The organism is Novosphingobium sp. TCA1 (assembly GCF_009811895.1).
Lineage (GTDB): Bacteria > Pseudomonadota > Alphaproteobacteria > Sphingomonadales > Sphingomonadaceae > Novosphingobium > Novosphingobium panipatense_A.
The window spans coordinates 1-25,224 of record NZ_BLJH01000013.1 but is presented as its reverse complement, the minus strand read 5'-3'; the positions used below and the strand labels follow the sequence as shown (position 1 = coordinate 25,224).

The window sequence follows — 25,224 nt, the reverse complement described above, 5'->3', positions numbered from 1 at the left end:
GTGAGTAGGCGGGCTCAGCCGATGGCTTCGAGCACCAGTTGCGCCACGCGCGTTGATGAGGCCGGGTTCTGCCCGGTGACGAGATTGCCGTCGCGCACCGCATGGGGTTGGAAATCCGGCCCGCGTTCGTAAAGCGCGCCAAGGTCGCGGATGCGCGTTTCCAGCAGGAACGGCACGGCGTGGGTAAGCCCGGCGGCCTCTTCCTCGCTGTTCGTAAAGGCACTGACCTTGCGACCGGCGACCAGCGGCTTGCCCTCGGTATCCTTGGCGTTCACGAGGCCGGCCGGGCCGTGGCAGACGGCGGAGACGACCTTGCCCTCGGCAAACGCCGTGGTCAGCAGATCGGCCAGCGCGGTGCTTTCGGGCAAGTCCCACATGGTGCCGTGGCCGCCGGGCAGGAACACTGCATCGTAGGGTTCGGCGGTCAGGTCCGCGACCTTCAGCGAGTGCTTCAGCTTCTTCACCGCCGGTGCATCAGCGAGGAAACGGGCGACGCTTTCCGGACGGTCCGCCTCGGCCATCGAGCCGGGATCGACCGGCACTTCGCCGCCCGCCGTTGATGCCAGGTCCACGTCAGCTCCGGCATCGATGAAGGCGTAGTAGGGCGTGGTCAGTTCCTCGATCCAGACGCCGGTGGAGCGGCCGGTCTCGCCGATCTGTGCGTGCGAGGTGAGAACGATCAGGATTTTCATGCCGTTTCTCCTTACGCCTTGGCTGCGAACGCGGCGGTGACGAGGCCGTCCAGCCAGTCCTGATGGCCGTTGATCATCGGGTTGGGCTTGGTCTTGGCCAGTTCCTTGGCGGGGTTACCCTTCTGGCTTTCCTGCGTGAGGATGCGCACGCGCCCGGCCGAGAGGTCTTCGATCAGCCAGGCGTGATGAACGTCGAGCCGGGTATCACCTTCGCCCGACCAGCCATGCCACGCGATCCGTGCGGGCTGGCCTTCCACCGGCGGCACGCATTCGACCACTTGCGATTCGACCGGGAAGCCGAAAGTCTTGAAGAAGAAACGATCACCCTGTTCGAGGATCGGGCCCGCGCCATCGTGAAACGCCACGTCGGAACTGTTGGCGTAATAGTCGGACCAGCGCAGCGGTTCGGCCAGGAAGGGCCAGACATCGGCCGTGGTCAGGCCTGCCACGATCACTTCGTTGGAACAGAAATTGTCGGTGAAGCCGGGCACATAGCCGGCCGGCCAGAGGATGTCGCTCACATGGGTCTCCTGCGCTTCGGGGGGGAAAGCTTGACTGGGGAACAGATAAGCGGGCATTTGATATAAGAGAAATCAGGAAGTGGTATTTCCATCATCATGCAGGGTGATATCAGGGGGCTGGACCTCAATCTCCTAAAGGCGCTGGATGCGCTGCTGGAAACACGCTCGGTCACGCGCGCCGCAGAGCGACTCGGGCTGACCCAGCCGGCGGTCAGCGGCATGTTGACCCGCCTGCGCGAAGCCTTTCACGATCCGCTGTTCGTTCGAGCGCAGCGCGGTGTGCTGCCCACCCCGCGCGCCGAAGCGTTGGCCGGGCCGCTGAAGGCGGCGCTGCGCGAGATCGAGGTTCTGCTTCAGCCCGAGGCTTTCGATCCCGCCAGCGCTGAAATGACGATCAGCATTGCCGCCACCGACTATGCGCAGCGCGTGGTTATCCTGCCGTTCCTCACCGAGTTGCGGCGGATCGCACCGGGTATCCGCATGTCGATCCGCCCGGTCGACATGGCCACGCTGGCACGGGACATGGAGCAGGGGCACCTCGATTTCGCGCTGATCACCCCGGAAATGGCGCCCGAGCATCTTCGCGCCCGGCGACTGTTCGACGAGCGCTACGTTTGCGTGATGCGGCATGGCCATCCGGCAACGCGGCGTCCGCTCGATCTCGATGCCTTCTGTGCGCTCGATCATGCGCTCATGTCGCATGACGGCACCCAGTTCCATGGTGCTACCGACCGTGCCCTCGACGCCATGGGCCGCAGCCGCCGGGTCGTGCTCTCCGTGCCCAACTTCGGCTTCGTGCTCGACCTGATCCGCGCTTCGGACACTTGCGCACTGCTGCCCGAGCGGCTGGTGCGCGGGCTGGAAGGGCTATGCCTGCGCGATCCGCCGCTGGATGTGCCGGGCTTCACCAAGCTGCTCACCTGGCATGAGCGGACCCAGCACGATCCGGCCATGGCCTGGCTGCGTGAGCGCATGGCAACGTCTTCGCATTGACGGGACGAGAGTAGCCCCTTGGCCGTGATTTCGCGGATAGCTCAGTTCTTGTCGAGACGCGGAAGCAACGCGGTCAGGAGGCCGATTGCCGGGAGAAAGGCGCAGATATGGTAGACCGTTTCGATACTCGTGCGATCGGCCAGCCAACCCAGCACAGCGGCGCCTATGCCGCCCATTCCGAACGAGAACCCGAAGAACAGGCCTGAGATCATGCCCACTTTGCCGGGAACCAGTTCCTGCGCGAACACGACGATAGCGGGAAACGCGGAAGCCAGGATCAGGCCGATCGCCACGGTCAGCGGGCCGGTCCAGAACAGGCTGGCATAGGGCAGGAGCAGGGTGAAGGGCAGGGCGCCCAGGATCGAGAACCAGATCACGTACTTGCGGCCGAAGCGATCGCCCAGCGGCCCGCCCATGACCGTGCCCACGGCGACGGCTGCCAGAAAGGCAAACAGATGGAACTGCGCGTTCTGCACGGAGAGTCCGAAACGGTGGATCAGGTAGAATGTGAAGTAGCTCGTCAGGCTGGCGAGATAGACGTATTTGGAGAAGATCAGCGCCAGCAATATCGCGATGCCGCGCGCGGCCTGTCCTTTCGGCAGGGCGCCGGAGAGTGCGGCCTTGCGACCGGCGGCGAGGCGTTCGAGGCCGTGGCTGCGATACCAGGCGGCGACGTTCCACAGCACCGCGCCGGAGAGCAGCGCCAACAGCGCGAAGAAGGCCAGGCTGGATTGGCCCCAGCGCACCACCACCAGCGCGGCGGCCAGCGGTCCCAGCGCCTGTCCGGCATTGCCGCCGACCTGGAACAAGGATTGGGCAAGGCCGTGCCGTCCACCGGCGGCCATCCGTGCCACGCGCGAGGATTCGGGATGGAACACGGACGATCCCATGCCCAGCAAGGAGGCGCCGACGAGCACCAGCCAATAGCTATGCGCTGCGGAGAGCACCGTCAGTCCGGCCAGCGAGAACAGTGTGCCGCCGGGCAAGGCCAGCGGCGTGGGCCGTTTGTCTGCATAGAGCCCGACCAGCGGTTGCAGGATCGAGGCGGTGATCTGATAGGCGAGCGTCACCAGTCCGATCTGGCCGAAGCTCAGTTTCAGGTCGCTTTTCAGCGCGGGATAGATCGCCGGAAGCAGCGACTGCATCATGTCGTTCAGAAGGTGGCAGAAACTGATCGCGACGATCACGCCGAACACCGTTCCGTCGATCGCGCCCCCGGCCCTGGCCCCGGCCTCTGAACTGGTTCTACTCGTCGCCATTCCTTGTCATCCTGTCCCGATTTGAGAAGACGGCACTTATTCCCTTTTGGATCGTCCCGCTTCGGCATATGGGTCAATCAATTATGAAAATGGGACAACCAGTCGAGCATCGCCAGTCTGCCGATTTCGAGGATGTGCCGCGCCCGGTGGTCGGGGTAGGCAACGATTATCCGGCATCTTTCGAACTGGCCGAACATACCCACCGGCGCGGGCAATTCCTTTATGCCGCAAGCGGGGTTGTGGCGGTCAGCACCCCCGAAGGCCTGGGTCGCGCCGCCCGAGCGTGCGGTCTGGATTCCGGCCGGAACGCCGCATTCGGTGCGAATGGTCGGCGCGGTGCGGACGCGCAGTGTGCTGATTGACCAGGCGGCAAGCGCAACCCTTGCCGATACTTGCCGGGTCGTCTCGGTATCCCCCCTGCTGCGCCAGCTTCTTGTGGCGGCGTCGGAGGTGCCAGCCGAATACGTGGAGGAAGGACGCGACGGACTGGTGATGGCGCTGCTGGTGGCGGAGATCTGCCTGGCGCCGGTGATCCCGATCGTCGTGCCCTTTCCGCGCCATACGGCGCTTGCGCAGCGCTGCCATCGCTTTCTCGAATGTCCGCGGGCGAGTGAGACGATCGATCAGTGGTCGGATGCGCTGGCGATGAACCGTCGGCGCTTTACCCGGCTGTTCCGGCGCGAAACGGGCATGAGCTTTGCCGAGTGGCGGCAGCAGGCTTGTCTCTCCGAAGCATTGCAGCGGCTGGCAGCAGGCGATTCCGTCACGGCGATCGCGCTCGATCTCGGCTATGACGGACCGGGCAATTTCTCGACGATGTTCAAACGCGTCCTGGGTGCGCCGCCGAGCCGCTATCGCGCGCAGTAGGGCTTGACCCGTGATGCGAACGCACCGTCGCATCACGTCGGGAAAAGCGGCTTATCCTGTCCGGTCTGCTCGCGCCTTCAGGTTCGTTCGCCGCGTGCCCTCCTTCACCTCGATGGCGTATTCGCCCGCGCTCAGGGCCTTGGCCGCTCCCGTGAAATTCCAGCGCGAAGAATTTCTGCCGGAGATGCGGATCCGCAAGGTACGGGCGGGACCGGAGGAGTGGTCGATCGCGAATTCGCAGTGATCGAGCAGAGGGCTGACCCGGATCGGCATGTCGGACGCGAACCGGCCGTCGTCCAGCAACTGGATATCGAGAGAACGCTCTTCGAGGCGCGCGTGAAAACGCCGACGCACACCGTCGCGGGGATGGACCAGAAGCTGGTCATCGCGTTCTTCCAGCACACCGGAAAGTGCCACGCGGCCGAAAAGTTCGTCGTCGACCAGCGTGGTGGCCGCCGCGCGCAGGGCGCCGCAGAAGCCGAGGTCGATCTCGCAGGAATAGTACCAGGACCCGTGCCGGTGGGTCTGGTCCAGCCATGTCTCGCCAAGCGCGGCGGGTTCGAAACCGCCCCCCGCGCCGCCGTCGTTGGCCTTGCCGGGATACCAGTAGCCGTAGCCGCTCTCCGGCGTGCCGCTGTTCAGCAAGGCCCAGCTGCTCAGCGCCGAGGCATGACCAAGCCGCAGCAGGGGACGATGATCGGAAGCGTCGTTCAGGGCATGATCGAGGATGGCCCAGCCGCCCATCTGCGCCATGTAGCTCAGCGTATAGGCATCGCCCGCCTGCGCGCGGTAATCGCTGCCGAGCGTGTAATACGAGGGTTGCAGCCAGCCCCGGCAAAACAGGTTGGCGTCCATCTGACGCTTGGCGAAAGCGCGGGCACGTTCCGGCGGGAAGCGCTCCGGCCGGTCGAGCGCATAGCGGGCGATCGCCTGCGTCGATTCGAAGCCGGTGGAATCGAACGCGTATTCCGAGGCGAAGAGATCGTCGACCTCGTTCACGAAGTGCGCGACCTTGTGCTCCCAGTGCCCGGCCAGTTCGTCCGCCTGTGCTACAAGGCCTTCGCGGCGCAGGGCCTCGATCACGTCGGGAATGACCAGTTCATTGTAGAAGCCGGTGGAGTCCGCCGTCCAGTCGATGATCTCCTTGGGGATCACGAACATGGCCCGCGCGGTGCCGAAGGCGCGTTGGAGATAGTCGGCGGCGGCAAGACGCGTGCGGAAGCCATGCCGGTCCCTGGCGATGCGATAGAGCGCGAAATACATCAGCGCGATATGCGGATAGTCGTAAGGCCGCCAGAAGTGCTTGCGGCCCTTCTCGCCCGGATCGGCGCTGTCGCGGTTCCGCTTCCAGTCGGGAATGCCGTAGAGCGCGTAAGGCCATTGCTCTTCGGTGGTGCGCTGGAGGCCGCCCCAGACGAAGTGCTCGATATAGTCGTCCAGTGCGTCGATCTCGGCCTGCACCGGGTATTCCGCGTTCTTGGCGGCAAGGAAGGCGGGCTTGGAAAGGCCCGGATCGTCGCAGGTCACTTCGTAGATGCGCCAGCCCTTGATCCGGTCGTAATTGTCCGGGCCGAGCAGTGTCTGGCTCTCCATGTTCCATTCGGCCAGCAGGCCGTCGTACCACTTCGCGGGATCGCGGTGACGGTGGGCGGCGATGAAGGCGCCGCGCTTGGCGATCATCGTCTCGACCGGCTCGGTCACGAAGAATTCCAGCGTCGTCCGCCCGCCGTCCGCCTGATGCAGCGTGACGTGGTTCTCACCGAGACGGGCGAAGCGCAGCCGAAAGAGCTTCCGCCCGGCCCGTTCTCCAAGCGGCGTCCATTCGGTGTGCGCGGGATGTTCGGGCTCCAGCCGGACGACCGATACGCTGGATGCCAGCGAAAGCGCTACGTCGAGATCGGTGGGCACGGTCATGCCCGGCACCACTTCGACGTCGATCAGCCCATGCTCGGCGATGGTCCGGCGCATCGCCGCGTAGCCGTCCACGAGCAGGAATCGCACGCCTCGCCCGGCCGTTGCCCCCGGCGCAAGCGTGAGGCTGGTCGCAGGCAGGCGCCAGCGCGAACCCGCTGCCTTTACGGCGGCGACTTCGGCGGCGGCGTGGAAGAACACCCGGTAGAGGTCTGGCGAATCCTTGGGCGCATCCCAGTATTCGAGCGCCGCGCCCTTTTCCGGGAGCATGGCGAGCCAGGGGGTGAGACTGTCCTTGCGCTGCCAGAAAATGTGCGAACTGCGGCCCGAAATGAAGCTATGCTTGAGGAGAGCGTCGGGATCGCCCTTTGCCGCGTGGATCATGTTGATCGGCAGCGGAAGGGCAAGATCGCCGAACTCGACCGGCAAGGCGGTCTCGTTGGAAAGCGTCAGGGTCAGATAAAGCCCTTCGGCTTCGAGGGCGACACTGCTCGTGACGGAGATGCCGGGCGCGAGGAGGTAGCGCGTCTCCACCCCGCTTTCGGACTGCCTGACGTGCTCGGGCTCCAGCGTGCGCGTTTCGAAGCGCTGCCACGGGCCATCCGGGATGCGGTAGGTCCCGGTGGCATTCCCGAGACCTGCGCCCGCATGGATGAAATCTCCCGGTACGGCCTGCGATGCGCAGGTGAGACTGGTCACACGCCCGCCGTCGAAGCCGAGCTTGAAGGGTTTATCGCGACCTGAGAGTAGGGAGCCGATCTTTCGCGGCGCGGGTGCCGGGGAAGGGGCGGCCTGCAACTGCCCTTCAAGCGCAGGCAGGAAGACACCCGCCAGCCCCGCGCGGATCACCCCCCGTCGGTCGAGCGCGCCGAAGGGCTTGGAGCGGAGCTGGCGGCGAGGGATGCGGCGACTTTCGAGCGATGGGCCGAGTGTATCTTCATCAGCGCTGTCCAAGTCTCATCTCCGTCAAAGCACTTCATGTATATCGTATAATATAATTGAAGCAACTTCGAACAGAAACTGGGCAACTGTTCAGGCAGGGGCGACGTGCCGGGCGGATATCCACCCAGCACGCCGTTCATTCACAGTGCCTGTTGCTCCCGGTTGAGGTTCCGGTCTTGTCCGACCTCCGGCTTTCGGCGGGCAGGGGGCGCCTGCTTCAGACTATCCGGGACGGCGATGAACGGCAGGCCAAGGCGCTCGCTGGTCATCCGGCGGATACGGTTGGTCAGTGCCGGGCTGTCGTTCAGCTTCATCCCGTAGGAAGGCACCATCTGGCGAACGCGGGCACCCCATGCGCCCTTCATCTGCTGCGGGAATGCCTTTTCCATCACGGCCAACATGATGCCGGGCGAGGTCGATGCACCGGGCGAGGCGCCGAGCAGCGCGGCGATGGTGCCGTCCTTGTCGGTCACGATCTCGGTGCCGAACTGCAGGACGGTGCCTTTCTTGGGGTCGCGTTTGATGATCTGCACGCGTTGTCCCGCCGTTATCAGCTTCCAGTCTTCGCGGCGGGCCTTGGGGTAGTATTTCATCAGTTCGGCCTGCCGGTCGGCATCGGAAAGCATCGCCTGCTGCGAGAGGTAGCGCACGAGGTCCAGGTTCTCGGCGCCGACCTTGATCATGCCGCCGACATTGTTGTTGTTCACCGAACCGAACAGGTCGCTCCAGGATCCGTTCTTGAGGAACTTCGTGCTCTGCAGCGCGAAGGGGCCGAACAGCGTGATGTCATGCCCGTCGAGCTTGCGCGCATCGAGGTGGGGGACCGACATCGGCGGCGAGCCGGCTTCCGCCTTGCCGTAGACTTTCACGTCGTGACGGCCGGTGACCGCAGGAGCTTGGAACGCCAGGAACTGGCCGCCGACCGGGAAGCCTGCATAGTTCTTGGCCTCGGGGATGCCGGAGAGCTGCAGGAGCTTGAGCGATGCACCGCCCGCACCGATGAACACGAAGCGCGACTTGATCGTGGTGTCATGCCCGGTCGCAAGGTCGCGGACGGTGACGTTCCAGGTCCTGTCGGCATTCCGGCGCAGCCCGCGCACTTCATGGCCGAGCTGCATGTGGAAGTTGGGGTTGCGCTGGAGCGAGTGGGCGAGCTGGCGCGTGATGACGCCGAAATTGACGTCGGTGCCAAGCGGCATGTACGTCGCGGCGACCTTCTGCGCAGGATCGCGGCCGTCCATCACCAGCGGCGCCCATTTGCCGATCTGGGCATGGTCCTGGGAATACTGCATGCCGTAGAACAGCGGGTTCTTCACCAGCGCCTGCTGCCGCTTGTGCAGATAGGCGATGTTCTCGTCACCCCACACGAAGCTCATGTGCGGCGTCGGATTGATGAAGGCGGAGGGTTTCGGCAAGCGGCCTTCGGCGACTTCGTGGGACCAGAACTGGCGCGAGACTTCGAACTGTTCCGCGATTTCGACGGCTTTTGCGGTCGCGATCGAGCCGTCGTCGTTTTCCGGCGTATAGTTCAGCTCGGCGAAGCCGGAATGCCCGGTTCCCGCGTTGTTCCAGCCGTTCGAGCTTTCCGCGGCGACTTTGTCCATGCGCTCGAACAGGCGCACCTGCCAGCCCGGCTCCAGTTCCTGGAGGTAAGTGGCCAGGGTGACGCTCATGATGCCGCCGCCGATCACCACGACATCGACCGGCTTCTCGTTCTCGGCTGCCGGCGCCGCGCCGAAGTAGAGCGGGCGATAGAGGAAGGCCACGAAGGCAAGCAGCAGCGCGAGGACTACGCCGCCGGCAATCTTGAGGCCGCGCCGGGAGCGAGGTCTAGGCGCCGGTCTGATGGGAGTGTTCATGTGTCTGATCTTCCGGTTTGCGAAGGACTGCGGGCCTTGCGGACAGAGGGTTGGCAAGGACCGGATCGGGGGCTTAAATGGGCGGGGTTCATGGATGTGCGCCCGTCAGAAACGCAGGTTCAGCCAGGCGGCGAAGAAATCGGAATTGCCGAAGCCGGCGCGGGTGAGCACGGGGCCGGCATCGAGATGTTCGTAGCGGCCAGTGATCGATACGCGCGGCGTGACCGACCAGACCACTTGTGCACGCAGGGATTCGCCGATTTTGTGGCCGCCAACCTGCTCGGTCCCGGCATAGGCGGAACGGTTGGCGCGGTAGACGGCGTCGCGCGTATCGGGCCTCCAGGCGAACTGGTATTCCAGCAGCGCCCGCACCCCGGGCAGGGGCGCCAGCGACAGATTGGGTGCGACAGTACGCAGATTTGTGGGGGTAAGCGCGAGCTGATAGCTGAAGTAGACGTTGTTGCCGTGCGGCGTGGTGGCCGCGGTCAGCTTGCCCGAAGTATAGCTGCCGCCTCCGTCGGCGTGGTCGGCATGGAACCCGACGCGCGGTGCAAGCGGCAGGCCCTGCAACTTGTAGGACTGCGCCAGAAAGGCCTGCCAGGCATCGATCCTGCGCCCGTCGAAACGGCCGGACTGGTGATTGACGGTCCAGTCTATCGCCCAGCGGCCCGCTTCTCCCCATAGCCGCGCGCCGGTGAAGCGGCGCTCCTCCCGCGCGGAAGTGTCGCCGCGGGTAATGCTGGTGCTCCGCAGTCGCCAGAAAAACGGATCGAGGTAGAGCCGCGATCCGCCCAGCGCCCTGGCCGGAATGCGCAGCCCTGCGGTGAATCCCGAGAAACGCTGGCCATGATCGACGCTATCGTCGCCCGTGCCGCCGGTGCCCAGGCGGGTCGGCTTGAGATCGAATGCGTCGATCCGCACCGCGCCGGTCCGGGCCCAGGCCCGCACGCCGTTCAGTGCGTAGCGGATCCCGTTGTTGTCCCGCTGCGCGGTCAGCAGGCTGCTGCCGTCCATGAACTCCTGACGGCCATAGCGCAGACCGATGTCGACATTGCCGAGCTGGCCCCGGGCCTCGGCAAAGGACTGCAGCACGACGAGGTCGTTGCGCATCGAGCCGGCGGGCGTGCCGATGTTGTGCCCCGAGATCCCGGCATGGGCCAGCTCTCCGTAGAACCGCAAATGCGGGCCGACATGCAGGTCGGCGGCCCCCATGACGCGGATCATGTCCTGCCGCTGGTCGCCCGCATTGCGCAAGTTCAGGTTGCCGGTGCGGTTCATCCGCAGGCGCAGTTCACCGCTAAGCGACAGGTAGATGTCGCCGTCGCCGTCCAGCGGCAGGAACTTGAGCCGGTCGAGCGGGTCATCGCGGCTGGCCGGATCGCGATAGCGGCGCCAGTCCTCGGCCCAGCGGGACGGCCCGTAGCCTTTCGAAAGACTGCCTTCGCCGATCGCCTCGGCCGGATAGGTTTCGGTCTCGTCGTCAGTAGCGGCGAAGGCCGGGGTGAGCGGAAGCATGGTTGCCGCGCAGGCACTCAGGCCCAGGCGCACCGTCCGGCGCGGATGAACTGTTGGCACGATCGACGGTCCTAGGCGGAAACGGGCCACGCGGAGGCATTGTCGCGCATGCCTGAAAGGCGGTCTTGTCGGAGGTTTCGGATCGGGGGACGGGCAGGCATGGCAAGGCTCTTTCCGGCCCGGCCAGATCACGCGTCGATGGTTGAGTGGCCGGGGAGGTTGATTTTTGCGGCATTATCTCCAGCCCGAACGCTGATGCAATTTGTCCAATTGCTAGAAAAATATCATTATTAAACATAGTATTAGAAATATTTTAGATATCGCGACCATGCCTGTTCGTGCTGGTTTTGGCACAGGTTGTCTTTCAGATTGTGTCACTATTGGCACAGTGCCCGCGTGGCGCTATCGACGGGGGATGACGGCGCGCCGATATCTGATTCCCTCACTCTGCTTATGTGTGCTGCTCATGCTCGGCGGCGCGGTTGTCTGGATTGCGGGCGGCATGGCCGCAAGCAGCGAGCGGACGCGGCTGGAACGGAATGCCGCCGCCGCGGCGGTGCTGCGCGAGGCTTACCTTGAAAGCGAGATCGAGCGCTTCCGCCTGCTTCCCGTCGCCCTGTCCGACGACAGCGATATCGTTGCCGGTCTGGCCGGATCGCAGGCCGCGCTGAGACAGGTCGCGCGCAAGCTGGAAACCCTGGCGGTGACGACCGGGGCGGCGCAGATCTATCTGCTCGATGCCCGGGGAACGACGCTGGCGTCGAGCAATGCGTCCACGCCGCGCAGTTTCCTGGGGCAGAACTATGCCTTCCGAAATTACTTCCGCAGCGCCGCGCGGCAAGGGGCTGGGGCCCAGTTCGCGCTTGGCACGGTCAGTGAACGGCCGGGACTCTACCTTGCCCAGCGCACGCGTGGCGGCGGCTATATCGTGGTCAAGCTGGAGTTCGAGGAAATCGAGCGAAAATGGGCGCGGCTGGGTGAGATCACATTCGTCACCGGACCCGAAGGGATCGTGCTTATCACCAGCCGGCCGCAATGGCGCTTCACGACAACGCGGCCACTTTCACCGATGGCCCGGCGACAGTTTCGGGCAGAACTCCAGTCCGGCAAGGGGTCTCTTGCCAGAACCCCGCTGACGCACATGGAATCCGGCATCGTAAGGCTGGATGGAGGCGCGCGCGCGGGGTTCCTGTGGACGTCGGAACCGATGGCCATGCCGGGCTGGCATCTCAACCTCCTGACGTCGACCGACAGTGTGGATCGGGCCGCCCGCACCGCGCGGATTTCCGCGCTGCTGGCGCTGGTCGTCCTGGCCGGTCTGGGCTGGATCGCACGGGACCGTGCCTTGCGGCGGGCCGAACGCGCGGCGCTTGCCGCGGCGCGGACCGGCGAACTGGAAGCTCTCGTTGCCGAACGAACGCGCGAACTGCGCCGCGAAATGGAAGAACGCGCCGCCGGAGAGGAACGCGCCGAGGCTTTGCGCGAAGGGCTGCGCCAGGCCAATCGGCTGGCCTCGCTCGGGCAGATCACCGCCGGTATCGCGCACGAGACGGCCCAGCCGGTGGCCGCGATCCGGGCTTATGCGGCCAACGGCCGTCAGCTCCTTGAGCGCGGGGACACTGCCTCGGTCGTGAAAAATCTCACCACGATCGAGCGGCTGACGGAGCGGATCGGCCGGGTAACGGCCGAATTGCGCGGGTTTTCCCGCAAGGCGACGGGTGCCATATCGGCGATCCCGCTCCGCGTGCCGGTCGAGGGCAGCCTGTTGATCTTGCGCTCCCGCATGAGCGGGGTGGAACTGACCATTTCCGAGATACCCGACGACCTGCACGTCATGGCCGATGCGATCCGGCTGGAGCAGGTGCTGGTCAACTTGCTGCAGAATGCGCTCGAGGCGCTGGACACCATCTCCGCTCCTGCGATCGCGATCGATGTTGAGGCGAGGGACGAACGGGTCCTCGTCCGCGTGCGGGACAACGGTCCCGGCATCCCGCAGGACATGCAGGAGCGGTTGTTCACCCCCTTTGCCACCAGCCGACCGGCCGGGCTTGGCCTGGGGCTGGTGATCGCCAGCGATATCATGGCGGATCTCGGCGGAGGTCTGCGGCTGGTACCCGTCGAACGAGGGGCCTGTTTCGAGATGGAGCTACGCCGAGCATGACCGAACCTTTGCCCGAAATCCGCCGCGTCGCGGTGATCGACGATGACGAGGACATGCGCGATGCCATGAGCCAGACCCTGACTCTCGCCGGCTACGAGGTCATGTCGTTTCACGATCCGCGCGCGGCGCTCAAGGCCATCGACGCAAGTTTTCGCGGGGTTGTCGTCAGCGACGTGCGGATGCCGCACATGTCGGGTATCGAACTGTTCCGTGCGATCGCGGCGATGGATGCCGAACTTCCGGTCATTCTCGTCACCGGTCACGGTGACGTCCCAATGGCGATCGCTGCGTTGAAGGGCGGTGCCTGGGATTTCCTCACCAAGCCGTTCGATCCCGACGGCCTCGTCGCATCGGTCGGGCGGGCGGCGGAGAAGCGTGCCCTGGTGCTGGAGAACCGGCTGCTGCGACAGATGGTGAGCGAGCCGACATCGCCGCTGATCGGCAACTTCCCTGCGATCGTAAGGCTCCGGGCGACGATCGAGAGCCTGGCGGCGACCGATATCGACGTGCTGATCGAAGGAGAAACCGGCACCGGCAAGGAGCTTGTCGCGCGCATGATCCACAAGCGCAGCCTGCGAGCGCGGCAGCGGTTCGTTACCATCGCCTGCGGCGCCCTGTCCGATGCGATCGCCCGGCCGATGTTGCATGGCGGCTTGCGTTCGGGGCATGGCCCGGTCGACGGCAAGCTCCTTCAGGCACATGACGGAACCCTGTTTCTGGATGACGTGGACCAGGCCGGCGACACGCTTCAGGCAAACCTGGTGCAATTCATGGAGGACAGGGTGGTCCTTCCCGAAGGTGCCCGCGAACCGCAGCCCGTCGATGTTCGCGTGATCGCCTGCATGCGCGAAAATGTCGCTGAAATGCAGGTGCAACCGGCCCTACTCTATCGTCTCGCGGCGATCCGCCTGCGGATCCCCCCGCTGCGGGAGCGCAGGGAAGACGTGCCGCTGATCTTCGCCCACCTGCTGGAAGCTGCCGCCAGTCGCCTTCGCCGGGACGTGCCGGTGATCGATAGGCAGACCTGGGCCAGGCTGGTCGACCACGACTGGCCGGGCAATGTGCGGGAACTGGCGCATTTCGCGGAACGCGTCGTTCTCGGGTTGGAGGACAGCTCCACGGCCGGTCAGGCGCGTCTGCCGCTCAACCAACAGATGGACGCCTTCGAGCGCAGCATCCTGGTGGAAGCGATCCGCGTGGCGGGCGGAAATATCAGCAAGGCGATGGCCGACCTGGGGCTGGCGCGCAAGACGTTCTACTACAAGGTCGCGCGACATGGCCTTGATCTGGATGAGATCAGGCGGAGCCTGAGTTCATGAATAAATCGTCGTCGGTATGATCTGTCGAATGCCAATTCATCGTGAACTGATTTGATAAGGCACTATTTCTCGCCTGGAGAGATCGACCGTTATTTCCCTGTCATTGGGGGGAAATGCCCGCTGATCACAATCGCCGCGGGGGCAGATCCTGCACGATTCCCCGATGGGGGAGACGGATTGCTTGCAGTTCAGGTTGAGTTCGTCCGCATAGACGAATTCGCTTGCGAAGGCCGCCTCGCATCCCAGGGCAACGGCAAATCGGCGCTCGCGGCGGGCATAGCTGCCCGTCTGTTTGACAAGACCCTTGGCAATCGAAACATAGCGGACACCGTCAGGCATTTCCGCGAGTTGCACATGAATGCGATCCGGGACGGCTACCGCTTCATGAACGATCCAAAGCGGGCAAGCGCCGCCGAAGCGTGCGAAGCGTAACCGCGTGGCGGAATGTCGCTTCGTAATATTGCCGGCCATGTCGACACGACAGAAATACATCGGCGTGCCTCGGGCATTTGGTCGTTGTAACGTCGACAGGCGGTGGCAGACCTGTTCGAAAGTCGTTCCGAACAGATGTCGCAATTCATCGACGTCGTGACGAAATTCACCGGCGGCACGCCGGAACCGTTCATAGGGCATTATCAAGGCCCCAGCCATGTAGTTCCCCAGCCCGATTGCCAGCAATTGCCGAGCCGTTTCCGATTTCAATTCGGCATTCTCGACGATCTGGTTTATTTCCTTTCGAAATAATTCCGTAGTTATGTGCCAAGAGATATGGAACTTCACGCTGTCGTTCGCCTGGGCGCTATTTATGATCAAGGTTCTTGTGGCACTGTCATAGCGACGAACCGGGCCGCGACGTTCGAACTGCAAGGTGATATTCCGACGTTCGAGCCACTCTCGCATCTGGTCGATCGACGGCGTTTCCGATTTCTGTGACAGCGTCGCGCAAAATGCTTCCGCGTGTCTGTCCAGTTCGTCGACATAGTTGTTAACGTTATGAAACCAGTCTCTGACTTCTTCCCAAGGCAGGCGCCCTCCAGCGGTGTTGTCCGCGCCGAGTGCTTCATCGAGCATTTCCAGGCGCTGCTGGTCCGCACGATGGCTTCGGTGAAGCTCGACGAACCTTTCGGCGAACTCCGGGAATTGCTCGACGAGCTTGCTCAGATTTGCCGTGACGGTTTTTCGAGGCTGTGCGGTATCGGAAATCGCCTCTTCCAAAGTGTGCAAAAGCTCTGCGCTTCTATCGATGGGAATGTCCTGCCATTCCACGGGAAATGCCTTGCGCAGGCGGTCGGCCAGGCTGAGCGTCAGCGGGCGATCGTCGTTTTCCAGTTGAGAGAGGTAGGAGGCGCTTATGCCGAGCGTGGCTGCCAATTCCGATTGGCGCAAGTTTCGGCTCGAGCGAAGGCTCTTCAGATTCGCTCCGGCAAATGTCCTGCGTATGCCCATTTTTTTGAGCCTACTTTGCAAACTTGTGATTTGCAACTTTGCAAAATTGCATTGGACAAGTCAGGTGGGAGGCATCATTTCCAAGGAAAGTCATCGTCATTGGGTTTGGAAATGTCAGCCAATATAGCCGAGATGGAGAAGCGCCGCGCCGCAGCGAAGCTGGGTGGTGGCGAGAAGCGCATTGCCGCGCAGCATGCCAAGGGCAAGCTGACGGCGCGGGAGCGTCTCGACATCCTGCTGGACGAAGGCAGCTTCGAGGAATTCGACCTCTACGTCGAGCATGACTGCACCGACTTCGGCATGGAAAGCCAGCGCATCCCCGGCGACGGCGTCGTCACCGGTTCGGGTACCATCAATGGCCGTCTGGTCTTCGTGTTCAGCCAGGACTTCACAGTGTTCGGCGGCTCTCTGTCGCACCGTCACGCGCAGAAGATCTGCAGGCTGATGGACAATGCGATGAAGGTCGGCGCGCCGGTGATCGGCCTCAACGATTCCGGCGGCGCGCGCATCCAGGAAGGCGTGGCCTCGCTCGGCGGTTATGCCGAAGTGTTCCAGCGCAACGTGCTCGCATCGGGCGTGGTGCCGCAGCTTTCGCTGATCATGGGCCCCTGCGCGGGCGGTGCGGTCTACTCGCCGGCGATGACGGACTTCATCTTCATGGTGAAGGACAGCTCCTACATGTTCGTCACCGGGCCGGACGTGGTGAAGACCGTCACCAACGAAGTCGTCACCCAGGAAGAGCTGGGCGGTGCGGTCACGCACTCCAGCAAGACCTCGGTGTCCGACCTCGCGCTGGAGAACGATATCGAGGCGCTGCTGGCGGCGCGCGATTTCTTCGACTTCCTGCCGCTCAACAACCGTGAGGAAGTGCCCGAGCGTCCCTGCGCCGATCCGTGGGACCGTGCCGAGGAAAGCCTCGACACGGTAATTCCGCCCTCGGCGAACCAGCCTTACGACATGCATGAGGTGATCAGGAAGACGCTCGACGAGGGTGATTTCTTCGAGGTTCAGCCGCTGCATGCCGGCAATATCATCGTCGGTTTCGGCCGCATCGAGGGCAAGACCGTGGGCGTCGTCGCCAACCAGCCGATGGTGCTGGCGGGCGTGCTGGACATCAACTCGTCCAAGAAGGCCGCGCGTTTCGTGCGCTTCTGCGATGCTTTCAACATCCCGATCATCACTTTCGTGGACGTTCCGGGCTTCCTGCCGGGCACCGATCAGGAACACAACGGCATCATCAAGCACGGCGCCAAGCTGCTGTTCGCCTATGCCGAGGCGACCGTGCCGAAGATCACCGTGATCACCCGCAAGGCCTATGGCGGCGCTTACGACGTCATGGCCTCCAAGCATTTGCGCGGCGATCTCAACTACGCCTGGCCGACCGCCGAAATCGCGGTGATGGGCGCGAAGGGCGCGGTGGAGATCATCTTCCGCGGCCTCTCGCCCGAAGGCATTGCCGAGAAGACCAAGGAATACGAAGACCGCTTCGCCAATCCCTTCGTGGCGGCGAGCCGGGGTTATATCGACGAGGTTATCTACCCGCACTCGACCCGCAAGCGCATCGCGCTGGGGCTGCGCAAGCTGCGGAGCAAGAGCCTCGAAAACCCCTGGAAGAAGCACGATAACATTCCGCTCTGATCGCGCATGAGTACCGCGGGACACCTCTTTTTTGAGAGTTCCGCGATCTTCTTTAGGCCGCGAAAGACGGCATGTGTCAGCAGCAAAATTGGGAAGTCAGGTCATGGAAGACATCTACATCGTCAGCGGCGTGCGCACGGCAGTCGGTGATTTCGGCGGCTCGCTGAAGTCGTTCATGCCGTCCGATCTCGGCGGCAAGGTCGTGACCGAGGCGCTGGCCCGTGCGGGCGTTTCGCCCGAGGACGTCGGTCATATCGTCATCGGCCAGGTCATGCCGACCAGCGCCAGGGACGAGATGCTCAGCCGCGTGATCGGCATCAATGCCGGCGTGCCGTTCGACGTGCCTTCGCTGACGCTCAACCGCCTTTGCGGATCGGGCGTGCAGGCGATCGTTTCGGCCGCGCAGATGATGAAGCTGGGTGAGGCGGGGATCACCGTCGCGGGCGGCGCGGAATCGATGTCGAACGTGCCCTATCACGACCACGGCGTGCGCTGGGGCAAGAAGATGGGCGCGAACACGCAGGAAGACGCGCTGACCGTCGGCCTGTCGGACGCCATCGGCGGCTACCACATGGGCATCACGGCCGAGAACGTTGCGACACGCCACTGCGTCACCCGCGAGGACATGGACATGCTTGCCGCGACCAGCCACCAGCGCGCCTCTCGCGCGATTGCGGAAGGTCGGTTCAAGGACCAGATCCTTCCCATCGAAGTGAAGACCCGCAAGGGCGTCGCCGTCTTCGACACCGACGAACATGTCCGCGCCGACACCACTGTCGAGACGTTGGGCAGCATGAAGCCCGCCTTCAAGAAGGACGGCGCGGTCACTGCCGGCAATGCCTCCGGCATCAACGACGGCGCTGCCGCCGTGGTGCTGGCGACCGCTTCGGAAGTCGAGAAGCGGGGCCTCAAGCCAATGGCGAAGATCGTCGCCTGGGGCCATGCCGGTGTCGAGCCCGCCTATATGGGCGAAGGCCCGATCAAGGCGGTGCCGGTGGCACTCAAGCGCGCCGGGCTCTCGCTTGATCAGATGGACGTGATCGAGAGCAACGAGGCTTTCGCCGCGCAGGCCGCTGCCGTTTCCAAGGTACTCGGCTTCGATCCCGAGAAGGTAAACCCCAATGGTTCGGGCGTCTCCATCGGCCATCCGGTCGGCGCGACCGGCACGATGCTCGCCATCAAGTGCATGTACGAGTTGAAGCGCACCGGCGGGAAGTACGGCCTCGTCACCATGTGCATCGGCGGCGGGCAGGGCATTGCTCTCGTGCTGGAGAATGTGGCGTGAAGCTGGGTCGTCTCAACCATATCGGCGTTGCCACGCCCGATCTCGACGCCTCGATCGCGTTCTATCGCGACGTGATGGGCGCCACCGATATTACCGAGCCGTTCGTGCTGGAAAGCCAGCAAGTGCGCGTCTGCTTCGTCAACACGCCCGGCGAGGACGGCACGGCCGGTACGCAGATCGAACTGCTCCAGCCCACTGCGGTGGACTCGGCCGTGGGGAAATGGCTGGAAAAGAACCCGCTCGGGGGCCAGCACCACATCTGCTACGAAGTGCCGGACATTCACGCCGCCAAGGCGTGGTTCGAAGGCCTTGGCAAGCGCGTGCTGGGTGAGCCGCGCATTGGCGCGCACGGGACGCTGATCTTCTTCGTCCACCCTAAGGACATGGGCGGTCAGCTCACCGAGGTCATGGAAACGCCCAAGGGCGCGCATTAAGTTTCACGTCGTCCCGGACTTGATCCGGGACCGCTGGCCAAGAACGGCCCACCTCGCGGCAGGGCGCCCCGAAGACAGCGCCCGCCTAAAGACAGACACCGGTCCCGGATCGAGTCCGGGACGACGATGCAGGAAGCCGAAGATGGCAGACATCAACGACTGGAAGGCAGCCGCCGACAAGGAGGTCAAGGGCAAGGACCTGACCTGGAACACGCCCGAGGGTATCGCGGTAAAGCCGCTCTACACCGCCGAGGACGTGACCGTCGATCCCGGCCTTCCCGGCTTTGCGCCGTTCACGCGCGGCGTGCGCGCCTCGATGTATGCCGGCCGTCCCTGGACCATCCGCCAGTACGCGGGCTTCTCCACGGCCGAGGAATCGAACGCCTTCTATCGCCGCAACCTTGCGGCGGGCCAGAAGGGCCTTTCGGTCGCCTTCGACCTTGCCACCCATCGCGGCTATGACAGCGACCATCCGCGCGTCGTGGGTGACGTGGGCAAGGCGGGCGTCGCCATCGATTCCGTCGAGGACATGAAGATCCTGTTCGACGGCATTCCGCTCGACAAGATGTCGGTCTCGATGACGATGAACGGCGCAGTGATCCCGATTCTGGCCTTCTTTATCGTGGCCGGCGAAGAGCAGGGCGTCGATCGCAAGCTGCTCGACGGGACCATCCAGAACGACATCCTCAAGGAGTTCATGGTCCGCAACACCTACATCTACCCGCCAGAGCCTTCGATGCGGATCATCTCGGACATCTTCGGCTACACCAGCCGCGAGATGCCGAAGTTCAACTCGATCTCGATTTCCGGCTACCACATGCAGGAAGCCGGGGCGACGCAGGTGCAGGAACTGGCCTTCACCATCGCCGACGGCGCGGAATACGTGAAGTACGGCGTGGCATCGGGCCTCGATATCGACAAGTTCGCCGGCCGCCTCTCGTTCTTCTTCGCCATCGGCATGAACTTCTTCATGGAGGTCGCCAAGCTGCGCGCCGCACGGGTGCTGTGGCACCGGGTGATGACGGAGCTTGACGCCAAGGACGAACGATCGAAGATGCTGCGCACCCACTGCCAGACTTCGGGCGTGAGCTTGCAGGAGCAGGACCCCTACAACAACGTCATCCGCACCACGATCGAGGCGATGGCCTCGATGCTGGGCGGCACCCAGTCGCTGCACACCAACGCGCTGGACGAAGCGATTGCGCTGCCGACCGACTTCTCGGCCCGCATCGCCCGCAACACGCAGATCATCATCCAGGAAGAGACCGGCATGTGCAATGTCGTCGATCCGCTGGGTGGGTCGTACTACATTGAATCGCTGACCCAGCAACTGGTCGACCAGGCCTGGGAGATCATCGAGCGGGTGCAGGCCGACGGCGGCATGGCCAAGGCCGTCGCCGCCGGCTGGCCCAAGGCGATGATCGAGACCGCCGCCGCCGCCCGTCAGGCCCGCGTGGACCGGGGCGACGACGTGATCGTCGGCGTCAACAAGTACCGCCTTGCCAGCGAAGATCTGCTGGAAACGCTGGAAGTGGACAACGCCAAGGTCCGCGAAGGCCAGATTGCCCGCATCAACAAGATGAAGGCGCAGCGTGACGAGGCTGCGTGCCAGGCTGCGCTGGCGGCCCTGCGCGACGGTGCCGCCGCGCCCGCCAGCATCGAGAACAACCTGCTTGCGCTCGCCGTGGAGTGCGCCCGCGCGCGCGCCACGCTGGGCGAGATCAGCTCGGCCATGGAAGACAGCTTCCAGCGCTATGGCACGCAGCCGACCCCGGTGAAGGGCGTCTATGCCGCGCCTTACGAAGGCGACAGCCGCTGGCAGCAGGTGCTGGACGGCGTGGCTGCGGTGGAGCGCCGTCTCGGCCGCAAGCCCAAGGTGCTGGTCGCCAAGATGGGGCAGGACGGCCACGATCGCGGCGCCAACGTGATCGCCTCCGCCTTCGGGGACATGGGCTTCGACGTCGTGTCGGGTCCGCTGTTCCAGACTCCCGAGGAAACCGTGGTACTGGCGCTGGAGAGCGCGGTCGACGTGGTCGGCGCGTCCAGTCTTGCGGCCGGTCACAAGACGCTGATCCCCGAACTGATCCAGAAACTGCGCGAAGCCGGACGCAGCGACATCAAGGTGATCGCGGGCGGTGTCATCCCGCCGCAGGACTATGAATACCTGCGCAACGCGGGCGTTCAGGGCATCTACGGCCCGGGCTCCAACGTGGTCGAATGCGCCGCCGACGTGCTGCGCCTGCTTGGCCACAACATGCCGCCGCTCGGTTCTTCGCTGGAAGCGGCGGAATAAGGACGGTGATGCTGGATCGATGCCGCGCTTGGCCCTATGACCGGGGTTTGGCCGCGCGTCATCCCGCGCGCACCGCCTGAGGAATGACTATGACCGAGACCCCCGCCGTCACCCCACGTACCGACTGGACCCGCGAGGAAATCGCGGCGCTGTTCGACCTGCCGTTCACCGAACTGGTCTTCCGCGCAGCCGAAGTCCATCGCGCCAGCCATCCGCATAACGAAGTGCAGCTTTCCACGCTGCTTTCGATCAAGACCGGCGGCTGCGTGGAAGATTGCGGCTATTGCTCGCAGTCGGTTTCGGCGAACAGCGGCGTCAAGGCGACCAAGCTGATGGAAGTGCAGCAGGTGCTGCAGCGCGCGGCGCAGGCGGCGGATCAGGGCTCCACCCGCTTCTGCATGGGCGCCGCCTGGCGCAACCCCAAGGACCGCGACATGCCCGCCATCATCGAGATGGTGAAGGGCGTGCGCGCCATGGGCATGGAAACCTGCATGACGCTGGGCATGCTGACGCCCGATCAGGCGGACATGCTCTCCGAAGCCGGCCTCGATTACTACAACCACAACATCGACACCTCGCCCGAGCGTTACGATCAGGTGATCACCACGCGCACGATGGACGACCGCCTCGATACGCTGTCGAACGTGCGCATGGCGGGCATCAACGTCTGCTCCGGCGGCATCGTCGGCATGGGCGAGACGCGCGCCGACCGCGTGGGCTTCGTCCACACGCTGGCGACGCTGCCCGATCACCCGCAGTCGGTGCCGGTCAACGCGCTGGTTCCCGTGAAGGGCACCGTGCTGGGCGACATGCTGGCCGATACCCCGCTCGCCAAGATCGACGACGTGGAATTCGTGCGCACCGTCGCGGTGGCGCGCATCACCATGCCGCTTTCGATGGTGCGCCTCTCGGCGGGCCGCGAATCGATGTCCGAAATGACGCAGGCGATGTGCTTCATGGCCGGTGCGAATTCGATCTTCACCGGCGACAAGCTGCTGACCGCGCCGAACTCGGGCGACGACAATGACGCGGCAATGTTTGCCCGTCTCGGCATCAAGCCGATGGCGATCGAACTGACCCCGGCGCAAGTCGAAGCCCAGCGGATGCCCAAGGGCTGCGCGAAACTGGAAGCTGCCGAATGATCAGATGGGCAGGATCGATGCTGCTGGCGCTGTCCTGCCCAGCTTTCATGCCGGGCGTTGCGATTGCCGCGACGTCCGCTGCGTCTCCGATCACGATCGGCGAGACGCACATCGTCACCTTTGCAGATGGCGATCAGAGACAGGTCAACGTCTACCTTCCCGAAGACTATGCGAAAGGAAACGCGCGTTACCCCGTCCTCTATCTGATCGATGGGGGGCTCTCTCAGGATTTCCTGCATGTCGCCGGATCCAGCGCGCTCAATGCCCTGTGGGGACGCTCGCTGCCGGTCATCGTCGTGGGAATCGAGAGCAAGGACCGGCGCGCCGAACTGATCGGCACGCCGGGTAACGCTGCGGAGCACAAGCAGTATCCCACCGCCGGGCATTCGGCCCAGTTCCGCGCCTTCCTGCGCGACCGGGTCAAGCCCCTGATCGAAGCGGGCTATCGCACCAATGGCGATGACGGCGTGATCGGCGAGTCGCTCGCCGGACTGTTCATCGTTGAAACCTGGCTGCGTGAACCCAGCCTGTTCCACCGTTATGCCGCCATCGATGCGAGCCTGTGGTGGGACGACGGCGCGCTTTCGAAAGCGGCGGCGGAGCTTCTTGCGGCCAAACCGAAGCGCGGTTCCCTGTTCCTCACTTATTCCAACGAGGGGCCCGAGACGGCCGAGGCGGCAGAGCGTGTTGCCGGTGTGGGGGGCTCGCTCGTTTGCCTGTCCCCGCGCACCGACCTGACGCACGCGACTGCCTATCACGTCCTTTCGCCACAGGCGCTGCAATTCCTGTTTCCGACCGACAACAAGCATGACCCCGAATGGGGCTTCGAGGTGACATGTTCAAAAAGATCCTGATTGCAAACCGTGGCGAGATTGCCTGCCGCGTCATCAAGACCGCGCGCCGCATGGGCATCCAGACGGTGGCCGTCTATTCGGATGCCGATGCCCGCGCGCCTTTCGTGCAGATGGCCGATGAGGCCGTCCACATCGGCCCCGCGCCCGCCGCGCAGTCGTACCTGATTGCCGACAAGATCATCCAGGCCTGCAAGCAGACCGGCGCCGAAGCGGTCCATCCGGGCTACGGCTTCCTGTCCGAGCGTACTTCCTTCGCAGAGGCGCTGGCCGCAGAGGGCATCGAGTTCATCGGCCCTCCTGTGGGCGCCATCGCCGCGATGGGTGACAAGATCGAATCCAAGAAGCTTGCCAAGCAGGCCGGCGTCAACGTCGTGCCCGGCTTCGTCGGCGAGATCGAGGATACCGAACACGCCGTGCGCATCTCTAACGAGATCGGCTATCCGGTGATGATGAAGGCCAGCGCGGGCGGCGGCGGCAAGGGCATGCGCCTTGCCTATAGCGAGCAGGACGTACGCGAGGGCTTCGAGAGCGTGAAGCGCGAAGGCCTGAACTCCTTCGGTGACGACCGCGTCTTCATCGAGAAGTTCATCCTCAACCCGCGCCATATCGAGATCCAGATCCTGGGCGACAAGCACGGCAACATCCTCTACCTGAACGAGCGCGAATGCTCGATCCAGCGCCGCCATCAGAAGGTGGTGGAGGAAGCGCCGTCGCCCTTTGTGACCCCGACAATGCGCAAGGCCATGGGCGAGCAGTGTGTCGCCCTGTCGCGCGCGGTGGGCTACTATTCGGCGGGCACGGTGGAACTGATCGTCTCGGGCGCCGATCCGACGGGAGAGAGCTTCTACTTCCTGGAAATGAACACCCGTCTTCAGGTCGAGCACCCGGTTACCGAAGCGATCACCGGCGTCGATCTGGTCGAGCAGATGATCCGCGTTGCTGCTGGCGAGAAGCTGGAGATGACGCAGGCCGACGTGAAGATCGACGGCTGGGCCATCGAAAACCGCGTCTATGCCGAAGATCCCTATCGCGGCTTCCTGCCCTCGACCGGCCGCCTCGTGCGCTATCAGCCGCCGGTTGACGGCTGGACCGACGACGGTTCGGAGAATGGCCGCCGAGGCGTGGACGGCATTCGCGTCGATGACGGCGTCTACGAAGGCGGCGAAGTCTCGATGTTCTATGACCCGATGATCGCCAAGCTAGTCACCTGGGGCGAGACTCGCGACGAGGCGGCCGACAAGCAGGTTGCCGCGCTCGACCTGTTCGAGATCGAAGGCCTTGGCCACAACATCGATTTCGTCTCGGCCATCATGCAGCACCCGCGCTTCCGCTCGGGCGAGCTGACCACGGGCTTCATTGCCGAGGAATATCCCGAAGGCTTCACCGGCGCGCCTGCGTCGGAGGAACTGAAGGGCAAGCTGGCCGCCGTCGCTGCTTTCGTCGCCACCGCGCGGGCCGACCGTGCGCGCCGCGTCGATGGTCAGCTGGCGCCGCGCCGTCTCTCGCCGCCTTCGGAGTGGACCGTCACCATCGACAAGGCGCCGTATGAAGTCGTCATCGATGACGAGGACGTCACCGTGAACGGCGTTCAGGTGGAGCTGGCAATGGAATATACGCCGGGCGACCGCCTGATCGATGCCGAGATCGACGGCGAGGCCATCGGCATCCGCGTCGCGCCCACGCGCACGGGCCTGAAGATGACCACGCGCGGCGCGATCCACGACGTGCTGGTGCTGCCCACCCGCGTTGCCGCACTGAATAGTCACATGATCGAAAAGATCCCGCCGGATCTTTCGAAGTACCTAATCTGCCCGATGCCGGGCCTGCTCGTCGCGCTCCATGTGGGTGAGGGCGACAAGGTGGAAGCGGGTCAGCCGCTGGCCGTCGTCGAGGCGATGAAGATGGAGAACATCCTGCGTGCCGAGAAATCGGGCGTCGTGAAGGCGGTCAATGCCAAGGCGGGCGAAAGCCTCGCCGTGGACGCCGTCATCCTCGAAATGGAGTGAGCGCTATGAAGATCCTCGTGCCCGTAAAGCGGGTGATCGACTACAACGTAAAGCCGCGCGTGAAGGCGGATGGTACGGGTGTTGACC

General features: G+C 64.2%; 18 protein-coding genes and 1 pseudogene. 12 read left to right on the top strand and 7 right to left on the bottom strand.

Translation table 11 applies throughout. The annotated features are described in order from the left end of the window. Window positions 1-14 precede the first annotated feature (14 nt). A complete protein-coding gene (locus tag NTCA1_RS15285; RefSeq protein WP_159831145.1) occupies window positions 15-692 on the bottom strand; it encodes a type 1 glutamine amidotransferase domain-containing protein in 678 nt (225 codons plus the stop codon). Between the two features lie 11 nt (window positions 693-703). Further along, entirely contained in the window at window positions 704-1,213 is a 510-nt protein-coding gene (locus tag NTCA1_RS15280) for an SRPBCC domain-containing protein (RefSeq protein WP_159831144.1), read from the bottom strand. A 96-nt stretch (window positions 1,214-1,309) separates the two neighbouring features. Here NTCA1_RS15280 and NTCA1_RS15275 point away from each other — a divergent pair, with 96 nt between their 5' ends. Next, window positions 1,310-2,206 carry a LysR family transcriptional regulator gene (locus tag NTCA1_RS15275; RefSeq protein ID WP_086491954.1) on the top strand — a complete coding sequence of 299 codons (897 nt, stop codon included), beginning with the start codon at window positions 1,310-1,312 and terminating at the stop codon, window positions 2,204-2,206. 41 nt (window positions 2,207-2,247) lie between these two features. Here NTCA1_RS15275 and NTCA1_RS15270 read toward each other — a convergent pair whose 3' ends face one another. After that, window positions 2,248-3,465 carry an MFS transporter gene (locus NTCA1_RS15270; RefSeq protein ID WP_159831143.1) on the bottom strand — a complete coding sequence of 406 codons (1,218 nt, stop codon included), beginning with the start codon at window positions 3,463-3,465 and terminating at the stop codon, window positions 2,248-2,250. 222 nt (window positions 3,466-3,687) lie between these two features. Between NTCA1_RS15270 and NTCA1_RS15265 the strand changes: the two genes are divergently transcribed. Beyond that, the gene (locus NTCA1_RS15265; protein ID WP_236549357.1) at window positions 3,688-4,332 is read left to right on the top strand and encodes a helix-turn-helix domain-containing protein; all 645 of its coding nucleotides are present in this window, start codon (window positions 3,688-3,690) and stop codon (window positions 4,330-4,332) included. Window positions 4,333-4,383: 51 nt separating this feature from the next. Here NTCA1_RS15265 and NTCA1_RS15260 read toward each other — a convergent pair whose 3' ends face one another. The 3 genes from NTCA1_RS15260 to NTCA1_RS15250 form a co-directional block, all read right to left on the bottom strand. After that, window positions 4,384-7,197 (bottom strand): DUF5695 domain-containing protein, encoded by a 2,814-nt coding sequence (locus tag NTCA1_RS15260; RefSeq protein ID WP_159831142.1) that lies wholly within the window; start codon window positions 7,195-7,197, stop codon window positions 4,384-4,386. Window positions 7,198-7,325: 128 nt separating this feature from the next. Then, window positions 7,326-9,044: a malate dehydrogenase (quinone) gene (gene mqo / locus NTCA1_RS15255; RefSeq protein WP_159831141.1), complete on the bottom strand. Its 1,719-nt coding sequence runs from the start codon at window positions 9,042-9,044 to the stop codon at window positions 7,326-7,328. 105 nt (window positions 9,045-9,149) lie between these two features. Further along, window positions 9,150-10,559 (bottom strand): alginate export family protein, encoded by a 1,410-nt coding sequence (locus NTCA1_RS15250; RefSeq protein WP_159831167.1) that lies wholly within the window; start codon window positions 10,557-10,559, stop codon window positions 9,150-9,152. 502 nt (window positions 10,560-11,061) lie between these two features. On the opposite strand from NTCA1_RS15250, the gene NTCA1_RS15245 reads away from it, so the two are divergent. Both NTCA1_RS15245 and NTCA1_RS15240 read left to right on the top strand, forming a co-directional pair. Beyond that, complete coding sequence (locus NTCA1_RS15245; RefSeq protein WP_236549355.1) at window positions 11,062-12,720, top strand: ATP-binding protein; 1,659 nt, start codon at window positions 11,062-11,064, stop codon at window positions 12,718-12,720. After that, window positions 12,717-14,039 (top strand): sigma-54 dependent transcriptional regulator, encoded by a 1,323-nt coding sequence (locus tag NTCA1_RS15240; protein ID WP_159831139.1) that lies wholly within the window; start codon window positions 12,717-12,719, stop codon window positions 14,037-14,039. Before NTCA1_RS15245 ends, NTCA1_RS15240 begins: the two co-directional genes overlap by 4 nt. Before the next feature lie 36 nt (window positions 14,040-14,075). Here the strand turns inward: NTCA1_RS15240 and NTCA1_RS15235 are convergent, their stop codons facing one another. Next, window positions 14,076-15,485 (bottom strand): short-chain fatty acyl-CoA regulator family protein, encoded by a 1,410-nt coding sequence (locus tag NTCA1_RS15235; RefSeq protein WP_159831138.1) that lies wholly within the window; start codon window positions 15,483-15,485, stop codon window positions 14,076-14,078. A 111-nt stretch (window positions 15,486-15,596) separates the two neighbouring features. Here NTCA1_RS15235 and NTCA1_RS15230 point away from each other — a divergent pair, with 111 nt between their 5' ends. The 8 genes and pseudogenes from NTCA1_RS15230 to NTCA1_RS15195 all read left to right on the top strand — a co-directional run. Next, a complete protein-coding gene (locus NTCA1_RS15230) occupies window positions 15,597-17,123 on the top strand; it encodes an acyl-CoA carboxylase subunit beta (protein ID WP_159831137.1) in 1,527 nt (508 codons plus the stop codon). Between the two features lie 103 nt (window positions 17,124-17,226). Next, complete coding sequence (bktB, locus tag NTCA1_RS15225) at window positions 17,227-18,408, top strand: beta-ketothiolase BktB (RefSeq protein WP_159831136.1); 1,182 nt, start codon at window positions 17,227-17,229, stop codon at window positions 18,406-18,408. Then, entirely contained in the window at window positions 18,405-18,842 is a 438-nt protein-coding gene (mce, locus tag NTCA1_RS15220) for a methylmalonyl-CoA epimerase (protein WP_159831135.1), read from the top strand. Before bktB ends, mce begins: the two co-directional genes overlap by 4 nt. Window positions 18,843-18,984: 142 nt before the next feature. Then, on the top strand, window positions 18,985-21,135 hold the full coding sequence (scpA, locus tag NTCA1_RS15215; protein ID WP_159831134.1) for a methylmalonyl-CoA mutase: 2,151 nt from the start codon (window positions 18,985-18,987) through the stop codon (window positions 21,133-21,135). An 89-nt stretch (window positions 21,136-21,224) separates the two neighbouring features. Then, the gene (gene bioB, locus NTCA1_RS15210; protein ID WP_086491987.1) at window positions 21,225-22,277 is read left to right on the top strand and encodes a biotin synthase BioB; all 1,053 of its coding nucleotides are present in this window, start codon (window positions 21,225-21,227) and stop codon (window positions 22,275-22,277) included. Continuing rightward, entirely contained in the window at window positions 22,274-23,131 is an 858-nt protein-coding gene (locus NTCA1_RS15205) for an alpha/beta hydrolase (protein ID WP_236549354.1), read from the top strand. The genes bioB and NTCA1_RS15205 overlap by 4 nt, the downstream gene beginning before the upstream one ends. Beyond that, window positions 23,113-25,137 (top strand): acetyl/propionyl/methylcrotonyl-CoA carboxylase subunit alpha, encoded by a 2,025-nt coding sequence (locus tag NTCA1_RS15200; protein WP_159831133.1) that lies wholly within the window; start codon window positions 23,113-23,115, stop codon window positions 25,135-25,137. The genes NTCA1_RS15205 and NTCA1_RS15200 overlap by 19 nt, the downstream gene beginning before the upstream one ends. 5 nt (window positions 25,138-25,142) lie before the next feature. Then, window positions 25,143-25,224: pseudogene (locus tag NTCA1_RS15195) on the top strand (electron transfer flavoprotein subunit beta/FixA family protein); the annotation flags it as partial.